Source organism: Bhargavaea cecembensis, from assembly GCF_001619585.1.
Taxonomy (GTDB): domain Bacteria; phylum Bacillota; class Bacilli; order Bacillales_A; family Planococcaceae; genus Bhargavaea; species Bhargavaea cecembensis_A.
The window spans coordinates 81830-98673 of the sequence record NZ_LQNT01000009.1 but is presented as its reverse complement, the minus strand read 5'-3'; the positions used below and the strand labels follow the sequence as shown (position 1 = coordinate 98673).

The window sequence follows — 16844 nt, the reverse complement described above, 5'->3', positions numbered from 1 at the left end:
ATGGAGGAGGACTTAGGCATGAGTGAAGAGATGAAAAACATGGAACAACACATGGAAGAGCAAGAAATCCGCGACTTCAAAACAGGAGATCGCGTAACGGGGAAAGTTGAAAAGATCGAAGATAAATCGGTGACGGTTACCATCCCCGGAGCACCGTTTGACGGTGTCATCCCGATCAGCGAACTGTCGAGCCTCCATATAGAAAAGGCGTCCGATGCAGTCCAGGTTGGCGATACCCTGGAACTCATCATCCTCAAAGTAGAAAACGATAATGAGAATTTCGTTCTGTCGAAGCGTAAAGTCGATGCAGAAGCTGCTTGGGATAGCCTGAAGGAGAAGTTTGACAGCAATGAAACGATCACTGCCGAAGTGAAGGACGTCGTCAAAGGCGGCCTCGTTGTGGACCTCGGCGTCCGCGGCTTCGTCCCGGCTTCCCTTGTGGAAGACCACTATGTCGAGTCGTTCGACGACTACAAGGGCCGTGAAATGACGTTCAAGATCGTGGAGATGGACAAGGAGAAAAACCGCCTGATCCTTTCCCACCGTGCCGTGATCGAAGAGGAGAAGGACGCCCAGAAAGGTGAAGTCCTGAACAACATCCAGGAAGGCAATGTCATCGAAGGTACTGTCCAGCGCATTGCTTCGTTCGGCGCATTCGTCGACATCGGCGGCGTGGACGGACTTGTTCATATCTCCCAGGTTGCGCATGGTCACGTCGAGCAGGTGAGTGATGTCCTGTCCGAAGGCGACAAAGTGAATGTCAAAGTCCTTTCTGTGGACCGCGACAACGAACGCATTTCTCTATCCATCAAGGAAACGCTCCCGGGACCATGGGAAGACATCGAGGAAAAAGCGCCTAAGGGCTCTATTCTTGACGGTGTTGTCAAACGCATCGTTTCCTACGGTGCATTTGTCGAAGTATTCCCGGGTGTGGAAGGACTTGTCCACATTTCACAGATGGCCCGCCACCACATCGGCACGCCTCATGAAGTGATTGAAGAAGGCCAGACCGTCCAGGTGAAGGTGCTCGACGTCAACAAGCAGGACAAGCGCCTCTCCCTCAGCATCAAGGAGACGCTCCCTCGCGAAGACCGCCGCGAAGCCCAGCCTGACGAATACGAGATGCCGGAAGAATCCAAAGGCTTCTCGATCAGCGATGTGATCGGCGACAAGCTGAAAGGCTTCCAGGACTGACTTAAATCTAATTAGCTAATACACACGGTGATGGCGATTTACATGCCATTACCGTTTTTTTTGCAGATCCGGGTCCAGACTGCCTATACATGAACTCGTTATCTATGAATGGTGACCTTGGTTCCAATTGGAACTTGGGCCGACAATTCCAGTACATCACGGTTATGCATCCGAATACATCCATGTGAGGCATGCTTACCGATGGAGGATGGGTTATTTGTGCCGTGTATACCATAATGACGCTTTGATAATCCCATCCAAAACACACCAAACGGCCCTCCGGGATTACGCTGTTTGTTAATGATCGTATAGGTCCCGTCCGGTGTGGGTGTCAGTATTCTTCCGACCCCTATAGGGTAGATCTTGATCAGCCTGTTCCCGTCAAAAAGCTTCAATTGATGTTTTAAAACAGAAACATCAATCCACTTGACGATGAGGACCAACTCCTTTTTAGGTTGTATGAAGGCAAAAGTGATGAGTGACACCTGCTTAAAGAGCACTTTTGGGTATACTCTGTTTTAAATGCAACATAGGACAGCTGAAACCATTCGCAGCTTATGTAAATGCCCCCCGGAAGCCCCATAATAATAGGAGATAAATAAGTTTATTTAAAAAACAGACCGGATATTCAAATGTTCAGAAATGCCGTAATATCAACGTTTTGTGAAACTAAATGCTAACATCTGTTTACTGAAATGTTTTGTTGTATAATGACACAAGAAGAAACCGGAAGGGTGGAACAGATGACCAAACCGATTGTAGCGATCGTGGGGCGGCCGAACGTCGGCAAGTCAACGATCTTTAACCGCATTGTCGGCGAACGGATCTCGATTGTCGAAGACGTCCCGGGCGTGACGCGAGACCGGATATACAGCCCCGCAGAGTGGCTGAACCATGAATTTAACTTGATTGACACAGGAGGCATCGACATCGGGGACGAGCCGTTCCTGGAGCAGATCCGGCAACAGGCTGAAATCGCGATGGACGAAGCCGACGTGATCATCTTTCTGGTGAACGGCCGTGAAGGGGTGACAGCAGCGGACGAGCAGGTAGCGAAAATCCTTTACCGCACAAAGAAACCGGTCGTTCTCGGCGTCAACAAAATTGATAATCCCGACATGCAGAACATGATCTATGACTTTTATTCACTCGGTTTCGGCGAACCATTCCCGATCTCCGGTTCTCATGGGCTTGGCCTGGGCGACCTGCTGGATGAAGTGGTCCGCAGCTTCCCTGAAACCGAGGAGGAGAGGATTGAAGATGACGTCATCCGATTCTCATTGATCGGACGTCCGAACGTCGGCAAATCCTCCCTGACAAACGTTTTCCTCGGAGAAGAGCGGGTCATTGTCAGCGATATCGCCGGTACGACGAGGGACGCAATCGACTCCGATTTTGTCCACGATGACCAGAAGTACAAAGTCATCGATACGGCAGGCATGCGCAAAAAGGGAAAAGTATACGAATCGACCGAGAAGTATAGCGTCCTCCGTGCACTCCGTGCCATCGAGCGATCCGATGTCGTCCTCGTCGTACTGAACGGCGAAGAGGGCATCCGTGAACAGGACAAGCGCATCGCCGGCTATGCACATGATGCCGGCCGCGGTGTCATTATTGTTGTAAACAAGTGGGATGCGGTCGAAAAGGACGAGAAGACGATGAACCGGATGACCGAAGAGATCCGGAAGAATTTCCAGTTCCTGGACTATGCACCCATTGTCTTCGTATCCGCAAAGACAAAACAGCGCGTTCTGGCCATCCTTGAAACCGTCAACATGGTTAGTGAAAACCACGCGCTGCGCATCCAGTCCAGCATCCTGAACGAAGTGATCGAAGATGCCGTGACAAGGAATCCTGCCCCGTCCGATAAGGGACGCAAGCTCCGGATCTACTATATGACACAGGTTCAGGTGAAGCCGCCGACATTCGTCGTTTTTGTCAATGATCCGGAAATCATGCATTTCTCCTACGAGCGGTTCCTTCAGAACAAGCTCAGAGAGGCCTTCGGGTTCGAAGGAACGCCGATCCGCCTCATCACAAGAAAACGCAGCTGATGACGGAAAGGATTTGAAAGCAATGAATCAAGTATCCGTGTTGGGTGCCGGCAGCTGGGGCACCGCCCTGGCCGCCGTCCTTGCATCCAACGGGCACGACTGCACGCTCTGGTCCCGCCGGGAAGAGCAGGCGTCAGAAATAACGGAACAGCATACAAATGAACAATACCTCCCGGGGGCCGTTCTGCCGGAATCACTCAAGGCTGACCACGACCTCGCCAAAGCGGCAAACGGGGCATCCGTCATTGTCATGGCCGTCCCGACCAAGGGGATCCGGGAAGTTTGCAGGACACTGAACGGGGTTCTGGACAGGCCTGTCCTGTTCGCCCATGTTTCGAAGGGAATTGAACCCGATACGCACATGCGCATCAGCGAAGTGATGGAAGAGGAACTGGACCCGGCGGTCTGCAAAGGCATTGTCGTTTTGTCCGGGCCGAGCCATGCCGAAGAGGTGATCCGTAACCAGCCGACCACCGTGACGGCCGCCGCAAAGGACATGGAGCACGCAAGGCAGATTCAGGACCTGTTCATGAATCAGGACTTCCGCGTTTATACAAATGATGACGTGGTTGGTGTCGAAATTGGCGGTGCTCTAAAAAATGTCATTGCGCTTGCTGCGGGCGTTACGGACGGGCTGGGTTTCGGTGACAACGCCAAGGCTGCCCTGATCACCCGGGGCTTGGCAGAAATCACCCGCCTCGGTGTCGCGATGGGGGCCAACCCCCTCACTTTTTCCGGCCTTTCCGGCCTCGGTGACCTGATTGTGACGTGCACGAGCGTGCATTCCCGCAATTGGCGCGCAGGCAATATGCTGGGCCAGGGCAAGAGTCTGGAAGAGGTGCTCGACAGCATGGGGATGGTCGTCGAAGGTGTCAGGACGACACAAGCTGCCCATCAGCTATCCGTGGAATGCGGCGTACCGATGCCCATAACCGAAGCGCTCTATGCCGTCCTGTTCGAAGGGGAAAAGCCGCGTGATATGGTGGACCTTCTCATGGGCCGCATGAAAAAACATGAAACAGAAGATCTGGCCGGTTGGTCCTGAATCTGACCGGGCCTGAAAGGTGGACCCGTTTTGTCATCCCTGGATAAAATGTGGCTGTCATTCTATGCAATGGGGGCAATGTTCGTCTGCATGCTCCTCATCACGATCAGCCGCAATAAGCTTAAGAATAAACTATTGAAATTCCTGTTCAGCCTCACAGCATGGCTGCTGCTCCTCTTTGGTTTCTTCTCGATGGTCTATATCGTCTTCAGCGGACCGACGGGAGGATGACCGGCATGAAAAAACGTTGGATCATCATGCTTTTCGCCGCCATTTTCCTGTTGTCGGGATGCATGTATCCCGACAACGAACGCGCCGAAACCACGATACCGTATGAGGAGCAGCTGAGGGCCGTCCAGTCTGCGGTCGAGCAGTACCGCGAAAACAGCGGAGGCCTGTTGCCGATCAAGACACGGGATCAGGAAGTGGACGCGTTCATCAAGTATCCGATCGATTTCTCCAAAATCGTACCGGCCCATCTTGAGAAGATTCCATCCAATGCCTATGAAACCGGAGGAATCTATCAGTATGTCATCATGAACGCAGAAGAAAACCCGACAGTAAAGCTCGTCGATCTGCACGGACCCGAGAGAATCCGGGAGCTGAATCTCCGCAAGGGCATCAACGGCCATGTACCGATCGAAGAGATGCTGACAGCCGACGTATTCATGCCGAACTTCTCCGCGATGGGCCTGCGGGAAGCGCCGACAGTGAAAAGTCCGTACAGCGAACGGGAGCTTCCGATTATCCTGTCTTCGGACGGTGATTTCTATATTGACTACACAGCAGACCTTCACGATGCAGTTAATGCGGGAAAAGCCGATGTTGAACCTGGAGAGGATATCCGGCATATCCTTTACGATGAGAACCCGGTCCTCCCTGCATACAGCTTGCCTTACACGGTCGATGAAGAAGGCCAAGTGATCTTCATGACAGAAAAATAATGCGCTTCGTGCTTTTGCATGAAGCGCTTTTTGCGTGCATACAATGAATTGCGCAGAAAAGGAGGGCGAAAGGTTTGAGCGAAGCATTGTATGAAGAATTGGCAAAACGCACCGACGGGGATATCTATATCGGCGTTGTCGGCCCGGTACGGGTCGGGAAGTCGACGTTCGTAAAACGGGTCATGGAAGAAGTCGTCATTCCAAACATGGTCGAGGAAGCGGACAGGAACCGGGCGCAGGATGAGCTGCCGCAAAGTTCGCCTGGCCCGGTCATCATGACGGCAGAGCCGAAGTTTGTCCCGGCACGGGGGACAGGCATCTCGGTCGGCGATGGTGACCTGACATTCCAGATCCGCCTTGCGGACTGTGTCGGGTATGTGATTGACGGCGTGAAGGGCCATATGGATGATGACGGTCCGAAATACGTCCATACGCCTTGGCACAATGAACCTGTGCCGTTCGAGGAAGCCGCGCGCATCGGCACCGACAAAGTCATCCGGGATCACTCGACAATCGGTATCGTCATGACGACGGACGGCACGGTGAATAACATTCCGAGGGCTGCCGCACTAAAGGCTGAGGAAGAGATCGTGGGCAAGCTGAAAGAAATCGGAAAGCCGTTTGTCATCGTCCTGAATAGCCGCATGCCTGCCCACTCAGAAACCGTCGCACTCCGCGACGAACTGACGGATAAGTACGGAGTGCCGGTCATCGCCATCAGCGCGGATCAGCTGAATGCCAACGAGATCCAGCTGATCTTGCAGGAAGCGCTATTCGAGTTCCCGATTTCCGAGATCGAGCTGCAGAAACCCGAGTGGATGGATGTCTTGGCAGACGATCATTATCTGAACACATCCATCAGAAGCAGGCTCGACGATGGGCTGTCCGCGGTTTCCAAGATCCGTGATGTCCAGCGGCTTGCCGCTTCCATTCAGGAAGAGGATTTTGTCCGCCGTGCGGAAGTGGTCAGTGTCGATGCCGGACAGGGCAAGGCGAACATCCTCGTCGAAACTGAAGATGGCGTTTTCCACGAAGTATGCGACGAGATGATGGGAGAACCGATCCGGACGAAGAAGGACTGGCTGCTGTTCATCCGCGACGCGGTCAAGTCGAAAGAAGCGTTCGGCCAGTATGAAGAAGCAATCGAATCCGCCAAGAAAACGGGATACGGGGTCACCCTCCCGGTAATACACGACTTTGAACCGACGCCTCCGGAACTCATCAAGCAAAACAACTTTTTCGGCGTCCGGATGAAGGCCAAGGCTCCGTCACTCCATATTATGAGGATCGACATGGAAGCCGAGTTCTCGCCGCTCATCGGATCAGAATTCCACAGTCTCCAGCTGCTCAAGGATCTGAAAGAGGCTTATCTGAACGACCGGGAGGCCCTATGGTCCACCCAGCTGTTCGGCACACCGCTGCATGAAGTGATGAAAGAAAGCATCCGCTTCAAGACAACGGCGGTACCGGAACGCGCCAGAAACCGGATCCGCGAAACCATGGAGCAGATGGTCAACGACGGAAACAAAGGCATGGTTACGTTCATCCTATGAACTCATCCCCGGCACCTGTGGAGGTGCCTTTTTTGTATTGGAAACCGTAACCGGAAAACGGGCTTCAGCCGGTTCATCGTGTACCAGCGCCCTGAGATAATAGAAGATGATCAGCTGCAGAGAACCGAACCTTTGAGCAAACTGCCGGCAGGCCTATGTTTTTTGCTGAAAACCAGACTGCATTTTCGCACTTTTTGAACGAAAAATGACAATCCGGCAGTTTAGCATCCTTCAATCGGGGGAAGCATGGAAATCAGGGCCCCAAAACGCCCGGAAAGCCCGTGAAACCTGTTGCGGTGCGGGTTTGGTTATGATACAGTTTGAACATGCTTAAGCAAACTTTCTCTTTGAGAGGAGGTGAATGGTATGAACAAGACAGATTTGGTGAACTCCGTAGCGGAAGCGACTGGTCTCTCCCGCAAAGACGCGGTTAACGCTGTTGAATCCGTATTCAGCACAATTTCCGACGCACTTGCCAAGGGCGAGAAGGTCCAGCTGATCGGTTTCGGCAACTTTGAAGTACGCGAGCGCGCAGCCCGCAAAGGCCGCAACCCGCAATCGGGTGAGGAAATCGAAATCGCTGCGAGCAAGGTTCCTGCGTTCAAACCAGGAAAGGCTCTCAAAGATGCGGTAAAGTGATATCCTGACTACATAGGACGGTCCCACACTTCCGGTTCCGGAAGAGGGACCGTCCTTTTATATATCCTGAATAGTGTCCAAAAAGAGGGAATGAAGCCCCAGATTTCGGGAGGAACCGGTGAATTGTACCCGGCCCCCGGTTGTGCTAACATTTAGGAGTGATTCGGAAAAGAAGCCGGGCGTGCTGCAGCGCCTTTTACGGCAAGTGTTTTCCGTATATGGAGGGACGATAATGGGAAAAGTGGACCATGGGAAAATTGAAGAAGCGGTCCGGCTGATTCTTGAGGCGGTCGGGGATGACCCGGATCGTGAAGGTCTGCTGGATACGCCGAAACGGGTAGCCAAAATGTATGAAGAAGTGTTCTGGGGCATCGGCCAAGATCCCCGGGAGTATTTTAAGACCGTATTTCATGAAGACCACGATGAGCTGGTCCTCGTTAAAGATATTCATTTCCAATCAATGTGTGAGCATCACCTGCTTCCGTTCTACGGAAAGGCCCACGTGGCTTATATCCCGCGCAATGGTGAAGTGGCAGGCCTGAGCAAGCTGGCCCGGGCAGTCGAGGCCGTCTCCCGCAGGCCGCAGCTTCAGGAGCGGATTACTGCGGAAGTGGCAGATGCACTGACCGAGATGCTCGATCCGCTTGGGGTCTACATTGTTGTCGAAGCAGAGCATATGTGCATGACGATGCGGGGCATCCGGAAACCGGGTTCCAAGACGGTCACCGCAGCTGCACGCGGGGTTTTTGACCAGGATGACAGCAAGAGGGCGGAGGTCATTTCGCTCATCAAGATGTCCTGACCGCCGGCATTTTGCGGGCCAGTTCCTTACTGTGATATGATATGAAAGATTATAGATGGGAGACTGAACATGGCACAAAACGATTATGTCGTCATCAAAGCCCAGGAAGACGGTGTCCAGGTCATCGGCCTTACCCGCGGGGCGGACACTAAATTCGGTCATTCGGAGAAACTGGACAGCGGCGAAATACTGGTCGCTCAGTTCACCGAGCATGTATCTGCCATTAAAGTGCGGGGCGATGCGGAAGTGCATACCGCGCATGGCGTGGTGAAGGGCGAATCACGGAAATGACGGGCTGCTCCGGCTGTCCGGACGGCGGCCGGTAAACCGTCAGATCCGTGTGGAATGGAGCGGCGGAAGATGAATCCAACAAGTTTACATACAGAAGTTGAACAATTGAACGATGAAATCAGCCGCGTGCTGGCGAACCGTACGCTTCTTAAGCATACGGGCCGGCCTGTTGTCCCGGTACCGGTCCTGGCTTCCCTTCTGATGCCGAAACTGTTTGGCGAACGGTGGGTGGAGGAGGACCGGCTGTCGGCTGTCGCGGCAGGAGCGCTATATGCCGCCTTCTCTGCCCACGATTCGATCGGCCGTGAAGCATCGGAAAGCCGGCAGGGCCAGCTGACCGTCCTGGCCGGGGACTACTACAGTGGCGTCCACTACCGCATCCTTGCGGAAATGGAAGATATCCGGCTGATACGCAGCCTCTCCACGTCGGTCACCGAGATGAGTGAAAGGAAAATCCGGCTTTATGAACACCGTGAAGGAGATTCGCCGGAACACCTTTTGTCGTACGTCGAAACAATTGAAGCCGGGACGGTTTCCGCATTCCTCATGGAACGGGGGTACGGGTCCTATGAGGCGGCAGCCCGCCACGGGCTGACCGCCTTGCGGCTCAATGCTGAGGCCGGAATTCTCCATGAAGGCGGGCGCACGCCGTTTCTGGATGCCTTCCTGCGTTCGGGAGGCGTCAACGGCAAACCGGCGGCTGCGGCACGGATTCTGGACCGCTGCCGCCGGTTTCACGCCGGCCGGCTGATTGAAGAAACCGCAACGTTTGGAAACCGTAAAGGAGATTTGGTTTCGGCAATTGCCGGAATCTACGGGATCACCGAACCGGCTTCCATTCAGACGGGAAAAAAGGATTGAGCAGTTTGGAGACACCAAAAGAGCGACGGGTCCATGACGTGTTTGAAAAGATATCGGATAACTACGATACGATGAACTCGGTCATCAGTTTCCAGATGCATAAGGCCTGGCGTAAAGATATGATGAAAAAGATGAATGTCGAACAAGGAGCATCCGCTCTTGATGTATGCTGTGGCACAGGGGACTGGACAATCGCGCTTGCCGATGCAGCGGGACCTTCGGGCAAGGTGACAGGCCTCGACTTTTCCGCCAATATGCTGAGCGTCGCAAAAGAGAAGACCGCAGACCGGCCGAACATCCGGCTTGTCGAGGGGAATGCAATGGATCTGCCATTCCCGGACAACAGTTTTGACTATGTCACGGTCGGATTCGGCCTGCGCAATGTTCCTGATCTGGGAAAGGCGCTTTCCGAGATGCACCGGGTCCTTAAGCCGGGCGGTATGATCGCCTGTCTGGAAACTTCCCAGCCGACATTGCCCGGATACCGTCAGGCTTTTAAACTCTACTTTAACCACATCATGCCGCTTTTCGGCCGGCTGTTTGCCAAGAGCTATAAAGAGTACCAGTGGCTTCAGGAATCTGCAGACACTTTCCCGGACGCGCGCATGCTTGCCGGAATCTTTGCGGATACCGGATTTGAAAACATCCGCTACAAGCCGTTCAGCGGCGGGGCGGCTGCGGGGCACATCGGATACAAACGGAGATAACGAGAACAAAAAGCGGGGAAGGTTTTTCTCTTGGAGAAGTTGAAACTCAAGTCCATCTACTCAGAGTTCCGCCCGGACCTCGAATATATAGAGCGGGAGCTGAACCGGTCGGTCCACTCGGGATCTCCGATGCTGGAAGGAGCCTGCCTGGCGCTGATTGCTTCGGGAGGCAAGCGGATCCGTCCGGTCTTCACGCTGCTCGCATCCAAGTTCGGCGATTACAACCCGGCTGTCACGGCAAAGGCTGCCGTGCCGCTTGAGCTGATTCATATGGCTTCCCTTGTCCATGATGATGTCATCGATGACGCCGACCTGCGGCGCGGCGAGCGGACGGTTAAGTCGATATACGGAAACCATGCAGCAATGTATGTCGGTGATTTCCTTCTCGGACGATCGCTCGAAATCATTGGAGAGCTGGAAAATCCGGAAATCCACCGGGTCCTCTCGCGGACAATGATTGATATCTGCGTCGGCGAGATCATCCAGATCGAGGACAAGTTCGCAACGGAGCAGAATCTGAGGGATTACCTCCGCAGGATCAAGCGGAAGACCGCCCTGCTGATTGCATCCAGCTGTGAGCTGGGCGGCCTCGTGTCGGGTGCGGACCCGCAAACAGTGAGGAAGCTGAAACGCTTCGGCTATTATGTCGGCATGTCTTTCCAGATCACAGACGACCTGCTCGACTTTACAGGAACGGAAAAGCAGCTCGGCAAACCGGCCGGAGGCGATCTTCTTTCCGGCAATATCACCCTCCCGGCAATTATCGGGCTCCGCGATCCGATTCTCCGGCCTAAGCTGCTCGATGCACTGGAAGGCCGGCTCGGTCCGGAAGGCGTGGGCAGGCTGCTTGACAGCATGAGGGATTCTGAAGCCATCCGGGAATCGGTGCGCATCAGCGACCGGTACCTGGAGAAAGCGCTCCGGGAAGCGGAGTCCCTGCCGGATGTCCCGGACCGGGAATCGCTGATCCGGATCGCAAAGTTTATAGGAAAACGGAAATTCTGACCGCACGGGCGCATCTTTTGTTGAAAGAGCGCCCGTTGCAGTGGTACCATTTTGAAGGCGGCATCGCCGCACACCCTCAACTCACAAGGAGTGTACAAGCAAATGGAAAAAACATTTCTCATGGTCAAGCCTGATGGCGTCCAGCGCAACCTGATCGGCGAAATCGTCAGCCGCTTTGAAAAGAAAGGCTTCCAGCTAGCAGGCGCAAAGCTGATGCAGATTCCTCAGGAACTCGCAGAGCAGCATTACGGCGAGCACAAAGAACGCCCGTTCTTCGGCGAGCTTGTTGAATTCATCACATCCGGCCCTGTTTTCGCAATGGTCTGGGAAGGCGAAAACGTCATTTCGACGGCACGCCTCATGATGGGTGCTACCAACCCGAAAGAATCTGCACCGGGTACGGTCCGCGGCGACTATGCAGTCACTGTCGGCAAAAACATCATCCACGGTTCCGACTCTCCTGAAAGCGCAGAGCGCGAAATCAACCTGTTCTTCAAACAGGAAGAACTCGTTTCCTACGAAAAGCAAATCAATAATTGGGTGAACTGACCCAAATGCCCGGCGCTTGCCGGGTTTTTTTATTTTCCGGAACAATCTTACCGCTGCCGCATGGGGATCAAATCAGAGCGGAAGTCAATCAGGCCATCTCTCGTCATTGCCACCTCTTTTTGGCAATAGAATGCAGGCTTGAAAGCTTCCTTTGCCGCTTTTATAAAAGACAGCGTTTTCATTTGCGGAAAGGGTCTGAACCCTTATGTTTTCTGCAAAAATCGGAATGATTCGTCGGATGGGTTGTGTTATAGTGGTAAGAAAATTAAATGTATTTTGAGCCTGGGGGTAGCAGAATGAGATACTTGACAGCGGGTGAATCCCATGGTCCGCAGCTGACCGCAATTATAGAAGGACTGCCGTCCAACCTTGAACTGACGGCGGATTCCGTAAACAGGGACCTTTCCAGAAGGCAGGGCGGATACGGCCGGGGCCGGCGGATGCAGATCGAAAAAGACACAGTGGAGATCACAGCAGGTGTCCGCCATGGAAAGACGATTGGTGCACCGGTCGCGCTGACCGTGACGAATGATGACTGGAAACACTGGACGAAGATCATGGGCATCGAGCCCCTGCCGGATGGTGCCGATCCGGATGAGATCAAGCGCCGTGTGACGCGCCCGCGTCCCGGACACGCTGACCTTGTCGGCGGCATGAAGTATGGCCACCGTGATCTCCGTAACGTCCTTGAACGCTCTTCCGCGAGGGAGACGACTATGCGTGTCGCGGTCGGGTCAGTTGCCAAGAGCTTCCTGAAAGCACTGGGTATTGAAGTAACGGCTCATGTGGCTGAGATTGGCGGAGTGAAGGCCGACATGACCCTCCGCAACGGGAAGACGGTCAACGAGATCCGTGAGATTGCCTCGGCCGATGATGTCTATTGCATCGATCCGGAAGCATCGGAAAAGATGAAACAGGCGATTGATGACGCGAAGGCAGCCGGCAACTCGATCGGCGGCGTCGTGGAAGTCATTGTAGACGGCTGTCCTCCGGGGGTCGGAAGTTATGTGCAATACGACCGCAAGCTGGATTCGAAGATTGCAGGCGCCATGGTCTCGATCAATGCGTTCAAAGGCGTCGAGTTCGGTCTTGGATTTGAAATGGCGCGGCTGCCGGGCAGTGAGGTGCACGACGAGATCGAATGGACGGAAGAATCCGGCTATCGCCGCCGCACCAACAACCTCGGCGGTTTCGAAGGCGGAATGACAACGGGAATGCCGATTGTGGTACGCGGTGTCATGAAACCAATCCCGACCCTCTACAAGCCGCTCGAGAGCGTGGACATCGATACGAAAGAACCGTTCAAGGCAAGCATCGAGCGCTCAGACAGCTGCGCGGTACCGGCGGCGTCTGTTGTTGCCGAGCATGTTGTCGCATGGGAAGTGGCAAAAGCCATTTCCGAAACGTTCCATAGCGACACGATTGAAGGACTCAAAAAGAACATCGGGGAATTCCTCGCTTATTCACGGGAGTTCTGATCATGGAGACGGTACGGGTAGAGACGCAGGAACGCAGCTACGACGTGGTCGTGGGGCCTGGCGCCCTACAGGGGCTTGAAAGCCTGCTGGCAGATGCCGACCGGGTTGCTGTCATTGCGGATGAAAAGGTCGCCGCTCTTCATGGGGAGCGTCTCCGGGCAGCGCTCGGAGAGACAGGCAGGGATGCTGCCTGGCTGGATGTGCCTTCGGGAGAGTCCTGCAAGACGCTTGAATGGTTCGGGCGCTCGCAGCAATTTCTTCTGGAAGCAGGGTGCACGAGAAAATCAGTGCTGATCGCCTTCGGCGGCGGTGCATGCGGCGATCTTGCGGGTTATGCAGCGGCCGCTTATATGCGCGGAATCCGCTTTATCCAGTGCCCGACGACGATTCTTGCACATGACAGCTCTGTCGGAGGCAAGACCGCGATCAATCTTCCCGGCGGCAAAAACATGACGGGTGCATTTCATCAGCCGATCGCGGTCCTGTACGATACGGAGTTTCTCCGGACGCTGCCCGAAGTGGAGGTCCGCTCAGGCATGGCGGAAGCCGTCAAGCATGTACTGATTTCATCCAGGGAAGACGCTCCGGACATGCTCCGTACACTTGAGCTCGGCAGGATGAGTGAAGAGGAACTGATCGGTCACATTGTCCGCGGCATCCGTGTCAAGGCGGAAATCGTCGGCCGGGACGAGCGGGAAGGATCCGTCCGCAAGTACCTCAACTTTGGCCACACCTATGGCCACGCGGTCGAGGCGGCCGCCGGCTACGGAGGACTCACGCATGGTGAGGCCGTCATGATCGGAATGGTTTATGCACTCATTCTGAGTGAGCAGAAAGCCGGAGCCGGCAGGGAACTGACCGATGCCCTCCAGGCATTCGCCGAAAGGAACGGTTATCCGCTGAAGGAGATTGCGAATCATCCTTTTGATGGATTGCTTGGCTATATGAAAAAAGATAAAAAAGCTTCCTTCGGTGACCTTCATTTCGTCCTTCTTCCTGAAGCCGGAGCGCCGGACGTCCGGCTTGTCACGGAAGAGGACTGCAGGAAGGCCGACAGGGAGCTCAGAATACGCACGGGGGTGGAACCGGAATGATGGTGAGGGGCATCCGCGGTGCAACATGCATCACGGCAGATGACGATCAGCAGATCAAGCAGGAGACGGCCGCCCTGGCACGGGAAATGGCGGAACAGAACGGGCTGGAACCGGAAGACATCGTCTCGGTGATCATCTCGACGACGACGGATATTTCTTCAGGATTTCCCGCAAAGGCGGTAAGGACGATGGATGGCTGGGAGTATGTGCCGGTCATGTGCACGCACGAGATGGATGTTCCCGGAGCGTTGCCGCTCTGCATCCGTCTGCTCATGCATGCGAATACGATGAAGACTCAAAAGGACATCAAGCATATCTACAGGAACGAAGCTGTCCGACTGCGGCCGGATCTGGCGCAGGCGGCTGCCGGGAAGGAGGAAGCAAGATGAGATGGAATCCCCGGCTGGAAGGCATGCGGGCATATGAGCCCGGAAAGACGATCGGGGAGGTCAAGAGAGAGTTCGGCCTTGACCGCATCGTCAAGCTTGCTTCAAACGAAAACCCATTCGGCTGTTCGGGTGAAGTAAAGAAATTCATCGCAGAAGCTGGAATGGATACAGCATTGTATCCGGACGGCTATGCAACAGAATTGCGGGAGGCGTTATCCTCCCGGCTTGGTGTCAGTCCGCGGCAGCTTCTGTTTGGCGGAGGATCGGACGAACTGATCGTCATCCTCTCCCGCGCGCTGCTGTCCGAAAATGACAATACGGTCATGCCGTGGCCGTCATTCCCGCAGTATCGGCACAACGCCCGTATTCAGGGTGCGGAGATCAGGGAAGTCCCCTTGCGGGAAGATTTCAGCCATGACCTGGACGGTATGCTGGAGGCCATCGACGAGAATACTTCGATTGTGTGGCTGTGCACGCCGAACAACCCGACCGGAGGCATCATTCCGTATGAACAGCTTCAGGCCTTCATCCGGAACGTTCCTGAACATGTGCTCGTCATCGTGGACAATGCTTACCATGAATTCGTGACGGACCCGGCATACGGTGATCCGCTTAACCTCATCGAAGAATTCCCGAACGTGCTCGTGCTGCGTACTTTCTCGAAGGCATACGGACTTGCGGCATTCCGTGTCGGCTACGCAATCGGACGTGAAGAGGTGGTCGCAAAGCTCGATCCTGTACGTCCGCCGTTCAACACGAACGTCATGGGCCAGCAGGCGGCTGCTCTGGCACTCGATGACCAGGCGTTTATCGCAAGCACCCGCCGGCAGAACGAGGCGGGCAAGGAGCAGTACGCCCGTTTTGCCGAGGTTCACGGGCTGACGTGCCCGCGCTCGGAAGCGAACTTCGTGCTGATGGAAGTGAAGGGCAGCGCGGATGCTGCAGCGGATGAGCTGCTGAAGCGCGGATATATCGTTCGGAGCGGCGACAAGCTCGGTACACCGGGCTATCTGCGGATTACCGTGGGGACCCGTGAAGATAATGAGGGCCTGCTTGCCGCACTTGAAGAAGTGCTTGCACAGGGAGTGCCCGAAGCGTAAGCAGTGTTTGATGGGAGTGTTGGGTTTTGTCTGAGTTAAAAGCTGCAATCATCGGTCTCGGCCTGATTGGCGGATCACTCGCACTGGCGATCCAGCGCCACGGTAACGTCACGGTCACAGGTTTTGATGCCGATCCGATGACGCTCCGTGAAGCACAGACGCTCGGCGTGATCCACCATTCGGCCGGATCGGCGGCGGAAGCCGCTGAAGACTGTGATTACATATTTTTTGCCACGCCCGTCAATGAGACGGTGCGGATGCTGAATGAGGCCGCTGCCGGCTGGAATCTGAAGAAAGGCGCCATCCTGTCCGATACGGGAAGCACGAAAACCTGGATCATGGAAGAGGCCCGGCAGCTCTCGGGGGGCGGGGCGGTCTTTATCGGCGGACACCCGATGGCCGGCTCGCACAAGAGCGGTGTCCGCGCGGCCCGTGAGCACCTTTTCGAGAATGCTTATTATCTGCTGACACCTGCCGACCGGGCGGACGCTCCGGCAGTCAGGAAGCTGGAAACTTTCCTGGCGGTGACAAAGGCGAAAACGGCGGTCGTCTCCGCCGAAGAGCATGACGCCATGACAGCCGTCGTCAGCCATTTTCCGCATGTAGTCGCTGCCTCCCTCGTGCGACGGCTTGAGCAGGAGACGGAAGACATGCCGTTCACCCGGGAACTGGCCGCGGGCGGCTTCCGTGACATCACTCGGATCGCGTCGTCCGATCCGATCATGTGGCGTGACATCACGCTTCAGAATCGTGACGAACTGATTACGCAGATCGATCAGTGGATCGAGGAGATGAACATGGTCAGAGAAATGATTGAATCGGGTGATGCAGAATCGATCCATGACTTTTATGGCGGGGCGAAGAAGTACCGGGATACTCTCCCGGCCAAGTCACAGGGTGCGCTGTATACAACGTTCGACCTCAATGTCAACATCCCGGACAGTCCGGGTGCGATTTCCGAAATCGCCGGCTATCTGGCAGAAGCCGGCATCTCGATCACGAACGTGCGAATCGTCGAATCGCGCACAGACGTGTTCGGGATCATGGTCGTCAGCTTCCAGACGACGGAAGACAGAGAAAAGGGCCGCATACTGCTGAGCGACCGGACAAATTACGATATCTACATTACTTAACAGGGC

General features: G+C 54.9%; 19 protein-coding genes. 18 read left to right on the top strand and 1 reads right to left on the bottom strand.

Going from position 1 to position 16844, the window contains the following annotated elements; translation table 11 throughout:
- The first annotated feature begins 39 nt into the window (after positions 1 to 39).
- Positions 40 to 1194: a 30S ribosomal protein S1 gene (gene rpsA / locus AV656_RS04170; protein WP_156484832.1), complete on the top strand. Its 1155-nt coding sequence runs from the start codon at positions 40 to 42 to the stop codon at positions 1192 to 1194.
- Positions 1195 to 1292: 98 nt separating this feature from the next.
- Here the strand turns inward: rpsA and AV656_RS04165 are convergent, their stop codons facing one another.
- Positions 1293 to 1628 (bottom strand): L,D-transpeptidase, encoded by a 336-nt coding sequence (locus AV656_RS04165; RefSeq protein ID WP_063181208.1) that lies wholly within the window; start codon positions 1626 to 1628, stop codon positions 1293 to 1295.
- A 309-nt stretch (positions 1629 to 1937) separates the two neighbouring features.
- Between AV656_RS04165 and der the strand changes: the two genes are divergently transcribed.
- From der to AV656_RS04080, 17 genes are all read left to right on the top strand, one after another.
- Positions 1938 to 3248 carry a ribosome biogenesis GTPase Der gene (gene der, locus AV656_RS04160; protein ID WP_063179209.1) on the top strand — a complete coding sequence of 437 codons (1311 nt, stop codon included), beginning with the start codon at positions 1938 to 1940 and terminating at the stop codon, positions 3246 to 3248.
- Between the two features lie 22 nt (positions 3249 to 3270).
- Positions 3271 to 4293: an NAD(P)H-dependent glycerol-3-phosphate dehydrogenase gene (locus AV656_RS04155; RefSeq protein WP_063179207.1), complete on the top strand. Its 1023-nt coding sequence runs from the start codon at positions 3271 to 3273 to the stop codon at positions 4291 to 4293.
- Positions 4294 to 4323: 30 nt separating this feature from the next.
- Complete coding sequence (locus AV656_RS04150; RefSeq protein ID WP_063179205.1) at positions 4324 to 4524, top strand: DUF2768 domain-containing protein; 201 nt, start codon at positions 4324 to 4326, stop codon at positions 4522 to 4524.
- Between the two features lie 5 nt (positions 4525 to 4529).
- On the top strand, positions 4530 to 5237 hold the full coding sequence (locus AV656_RS04145) for a hypothetical protein (protein WP_063179204.1): 708 nt from the start codon (positions 4530 to 4532) through the stop codon (positions 5235 to 5237).
- Positions 5238 to 5311: 74 nt separating this feature from the next.
- Positions 5312 to 6790 (top strand): stage IV sporulation protein A, encoded by a 1479-nt coding sequence (gene spoIVA / locus AV656_RS04140; RefSeq protein WP_063179202.1) that lies wholly within the window; start codon positions 5312 to 5314, stop codon positions 6788 to 6790.
- A 366-nt stretch (positions 6791 to 7156) separates the two neighbouring features.
- Positions 7157 to 7429: an HU family DNA-binding protein gene (locus AV656_RS04135; protein WP_008297005.1), complete on the top strand. Its 273-nt coding sequence runs from the start codon at positions 7157 to 7159 to the stop codon at positions 7427 to 7429.
- Between the two features lie 232 nt (positions 7430 to 7661).
- The gene (gene folE / locus AV656_RS04130; protein WP_063179200.1) at positions 7662 to 8231 is read left to right on the top strand and encodes a GTP cyclohydrolase I FolE; all 570 of its coding nucleotides are present in this window, start codon (positions 7662 to 7664) and stop codon (positions 8229 to 8231) included.
- Between the two features lie 69 nt (positions 8232 to 8300).
- The gene (gene mtrB, locus AV656_RS04125; RefSeq protein WP_063179198.1) at positions 8301 to 8522 is read left to right on the top strand and encodes a trp RNA-binding attenuation protein MtrB; all 222 of its coding nucleotides are present in this window, start codon (positions 8301 to 8303) and stop codon (positions 8520 to 8522) included.
- A 69-nt stretch (positions 8523 to 8591) separates the two neighbouring features.
- The gene (locus AV656_RS04120; RefSeq protein ID WP_197462203.1) at positions 8592 to 9383 is read left to right on the top strand and encodes a heptaprenyl diphosphate synthase component 1; all 792 of its coding nucleotides are present in this window, start codon (positions 8592 to 8594) and stop codon (positions 9381 to 9383) included.
- A gap of 5 nt (positions 9384 to 9388) precedes the next feature.
- Positions 9389 to 10090, top strand: coding sequence for a demethylmenaquinone methyltransferase (locus AV656_RS04115; RefSeq protein WP_063179194.1), 702 nt, complete (start codon positions 9389 to 9391; stop codon positions 10088 to 10090).
- A 30-nt stretch (positions 10091 to 10120) separates the two neighbouring features.
- Positions 10121 to 11095 (top strand): polyprenyl synthetase family protein, encoded by a 975-nt coding sequence (locus AV656_RS04110; RefSeq protein WP_063179192.1) that lies wholly within the window; start codon positions 10121 to 10123, stop codon positions 11093 to 11095.
- Between the two features lie 102 nt (positions 11096 to 11197).
- Positions 11198 to 11644 carry a nucleoside-diphosphate kinase gene (ndk, locus tag AV656_RS04105; protein ID WP_035001220.1) on the top strand — a complete coding sequence of 149 codons (447 nt, stop codon included), beginning with the start codon at positions 11198 to 11200 and terminating at the stop codon, positions 11642 to 11644.
- Between the two features lie 296 nt (positions 11645 to 11940).
- Positions 11941 to 13122, top strand: a complete 1182-nt coding sequence (gene aroC, locus AV656_RS04100) for a chorismate synthase (protein WP_063179190.1) — start codon at positions 11941 to 11943, stop codon at positions 13120 to 13122.
- Positions 13123 to 13124: 2 nt separating this feature from the next.
- Positions 13125 to 14216 (top strand): 3-dehydroquinate synthase, encoded by a 1092-nt coding sequence (gene aroB / locus AV656_RS04095; protein WP_063179183.1) that lies wholly within the window; start codon positions 13125 to 13127, stop codon positions 14214 to 14216.
- Positions 14216 to 14605 (top strand): chorismate mutase, encoded by a 390-nt coding sequence (gene aroH, locus AV656_RS04090; RefSeq protein ID WP_063181206.1) that lies wholly within the window; start codon positions 14216 to 14218, stop codon positions 14603 to 14605. The genes aroB and aroH overlap by 1 nt, the downstream gene beginning before the upstream one ends.
- Entirely contained in the window at positions 14602 to 15705 is a 1104-nt protein-coding gene (gene hisC / locus AV656_RS04085; RefSeq protein ID WP_063179181.1) for a histidinol-phosphate transaminase, read from the top strand. Before aroH ends, hisC begins: the two co-directional genes overlap by 4 nt.
- A gap of 26 nt (positions 15706 to 15731) precedes the next feature.
- The gene (locus AV656_RS04080; protein WP_063179179.1) at positions 15732 to 16838 is read left to right on the top strand and encodes a prephenate dehydrogenase; all 1107 of its coding nucleotides are present in this window, start codon (positions 15732 to 15734) and stop codon (positions 16836 to 16838) included.
- Positions 16839 to 16844: the final 6 nt, after the last annotated feature.

Coding starts and splice junctions, on each gene's coding strand:
- ndk (WP_035001220.1), top strand. CDS start 11,198: ATGGAAAAAACATTTCTCATGGTCAAGCCTGATGGCGTCCAGCGCAAC.
- AV656_RS04155 (WP_063179207.1), top strand. CDS start 3,271: ATGAATCAAGTATCCGTGTTGGGTGCCGGCAGCTGGGGCACCGCCCTG.
- aroB (WP_063179183.1), top strand. CDS start 13,125: ATGGAGACGGTACGGGTAGAGACGCAGGAACGCAGCTACGACGTGGTC.
- AV656_RS04145 (WP_063179204.1), top strand. CDS start 4,530: ATGAAAAAACGTTGGATCATCATGCTTTTCGCCGCCATTTTCCTGTTG.
- der (WP_063179209.1), top strand. CDS start 1,938: ATGACCAAACCGATTGTAGCGATCGTGGGGCGGCCGAACGTCGGCAAG.
- hisC (WP_063179181.1), top strand. CDS start 14,602: ATGAGATGGAATCCCCGGCTGGAAGGCATGCGGGCATATGAGCCCGGA.
- rpsA (WP_156484832.1), top strand. CDS start 40: ATGGAACAACACATGGAAGAGCAAGAAATCCGCGACTTCAAAACAGGA.
- folE (WP_063179200.1), top strand. CDS start 7,662: ATGGGAAAAGTGGACCATGGGAAAATTGAAGAAGCGGTCCGGCTGATT.
- mtrB (WP_063179198.1), top strand. CDS start 8,301: ATGGCACAAAACGATTATGTCGTCATCAAAGCCCAGGAAGACGGTGTC.
- AV656_RS04135 (WP_008297005.1), top strand. CDS start 7,157: ATGAACAAGACAGATTTGGTGAACTCCGTAGCGGAAGCGACTGGTCTC.
- aroC (WP_063179190.1), top strand. CDS start 11,941: ATGAGATACTTGACAGCGGGTGAATCCCATGGTCCGCAGCTGACCGCA.
- AV656_RS04120 (WP_197462203.1), top strand. CDS start 8,592: ATGAATCCAACAAGTTTACATACAGAAGTTGAACAATTGAACGATGAA.
- aroH (WP_063181206.1), top strand. CDS start 14,216: ATGGTGAGGGGCATCCGCGGTGCAACATGCATCACGGCAGATGACGAT.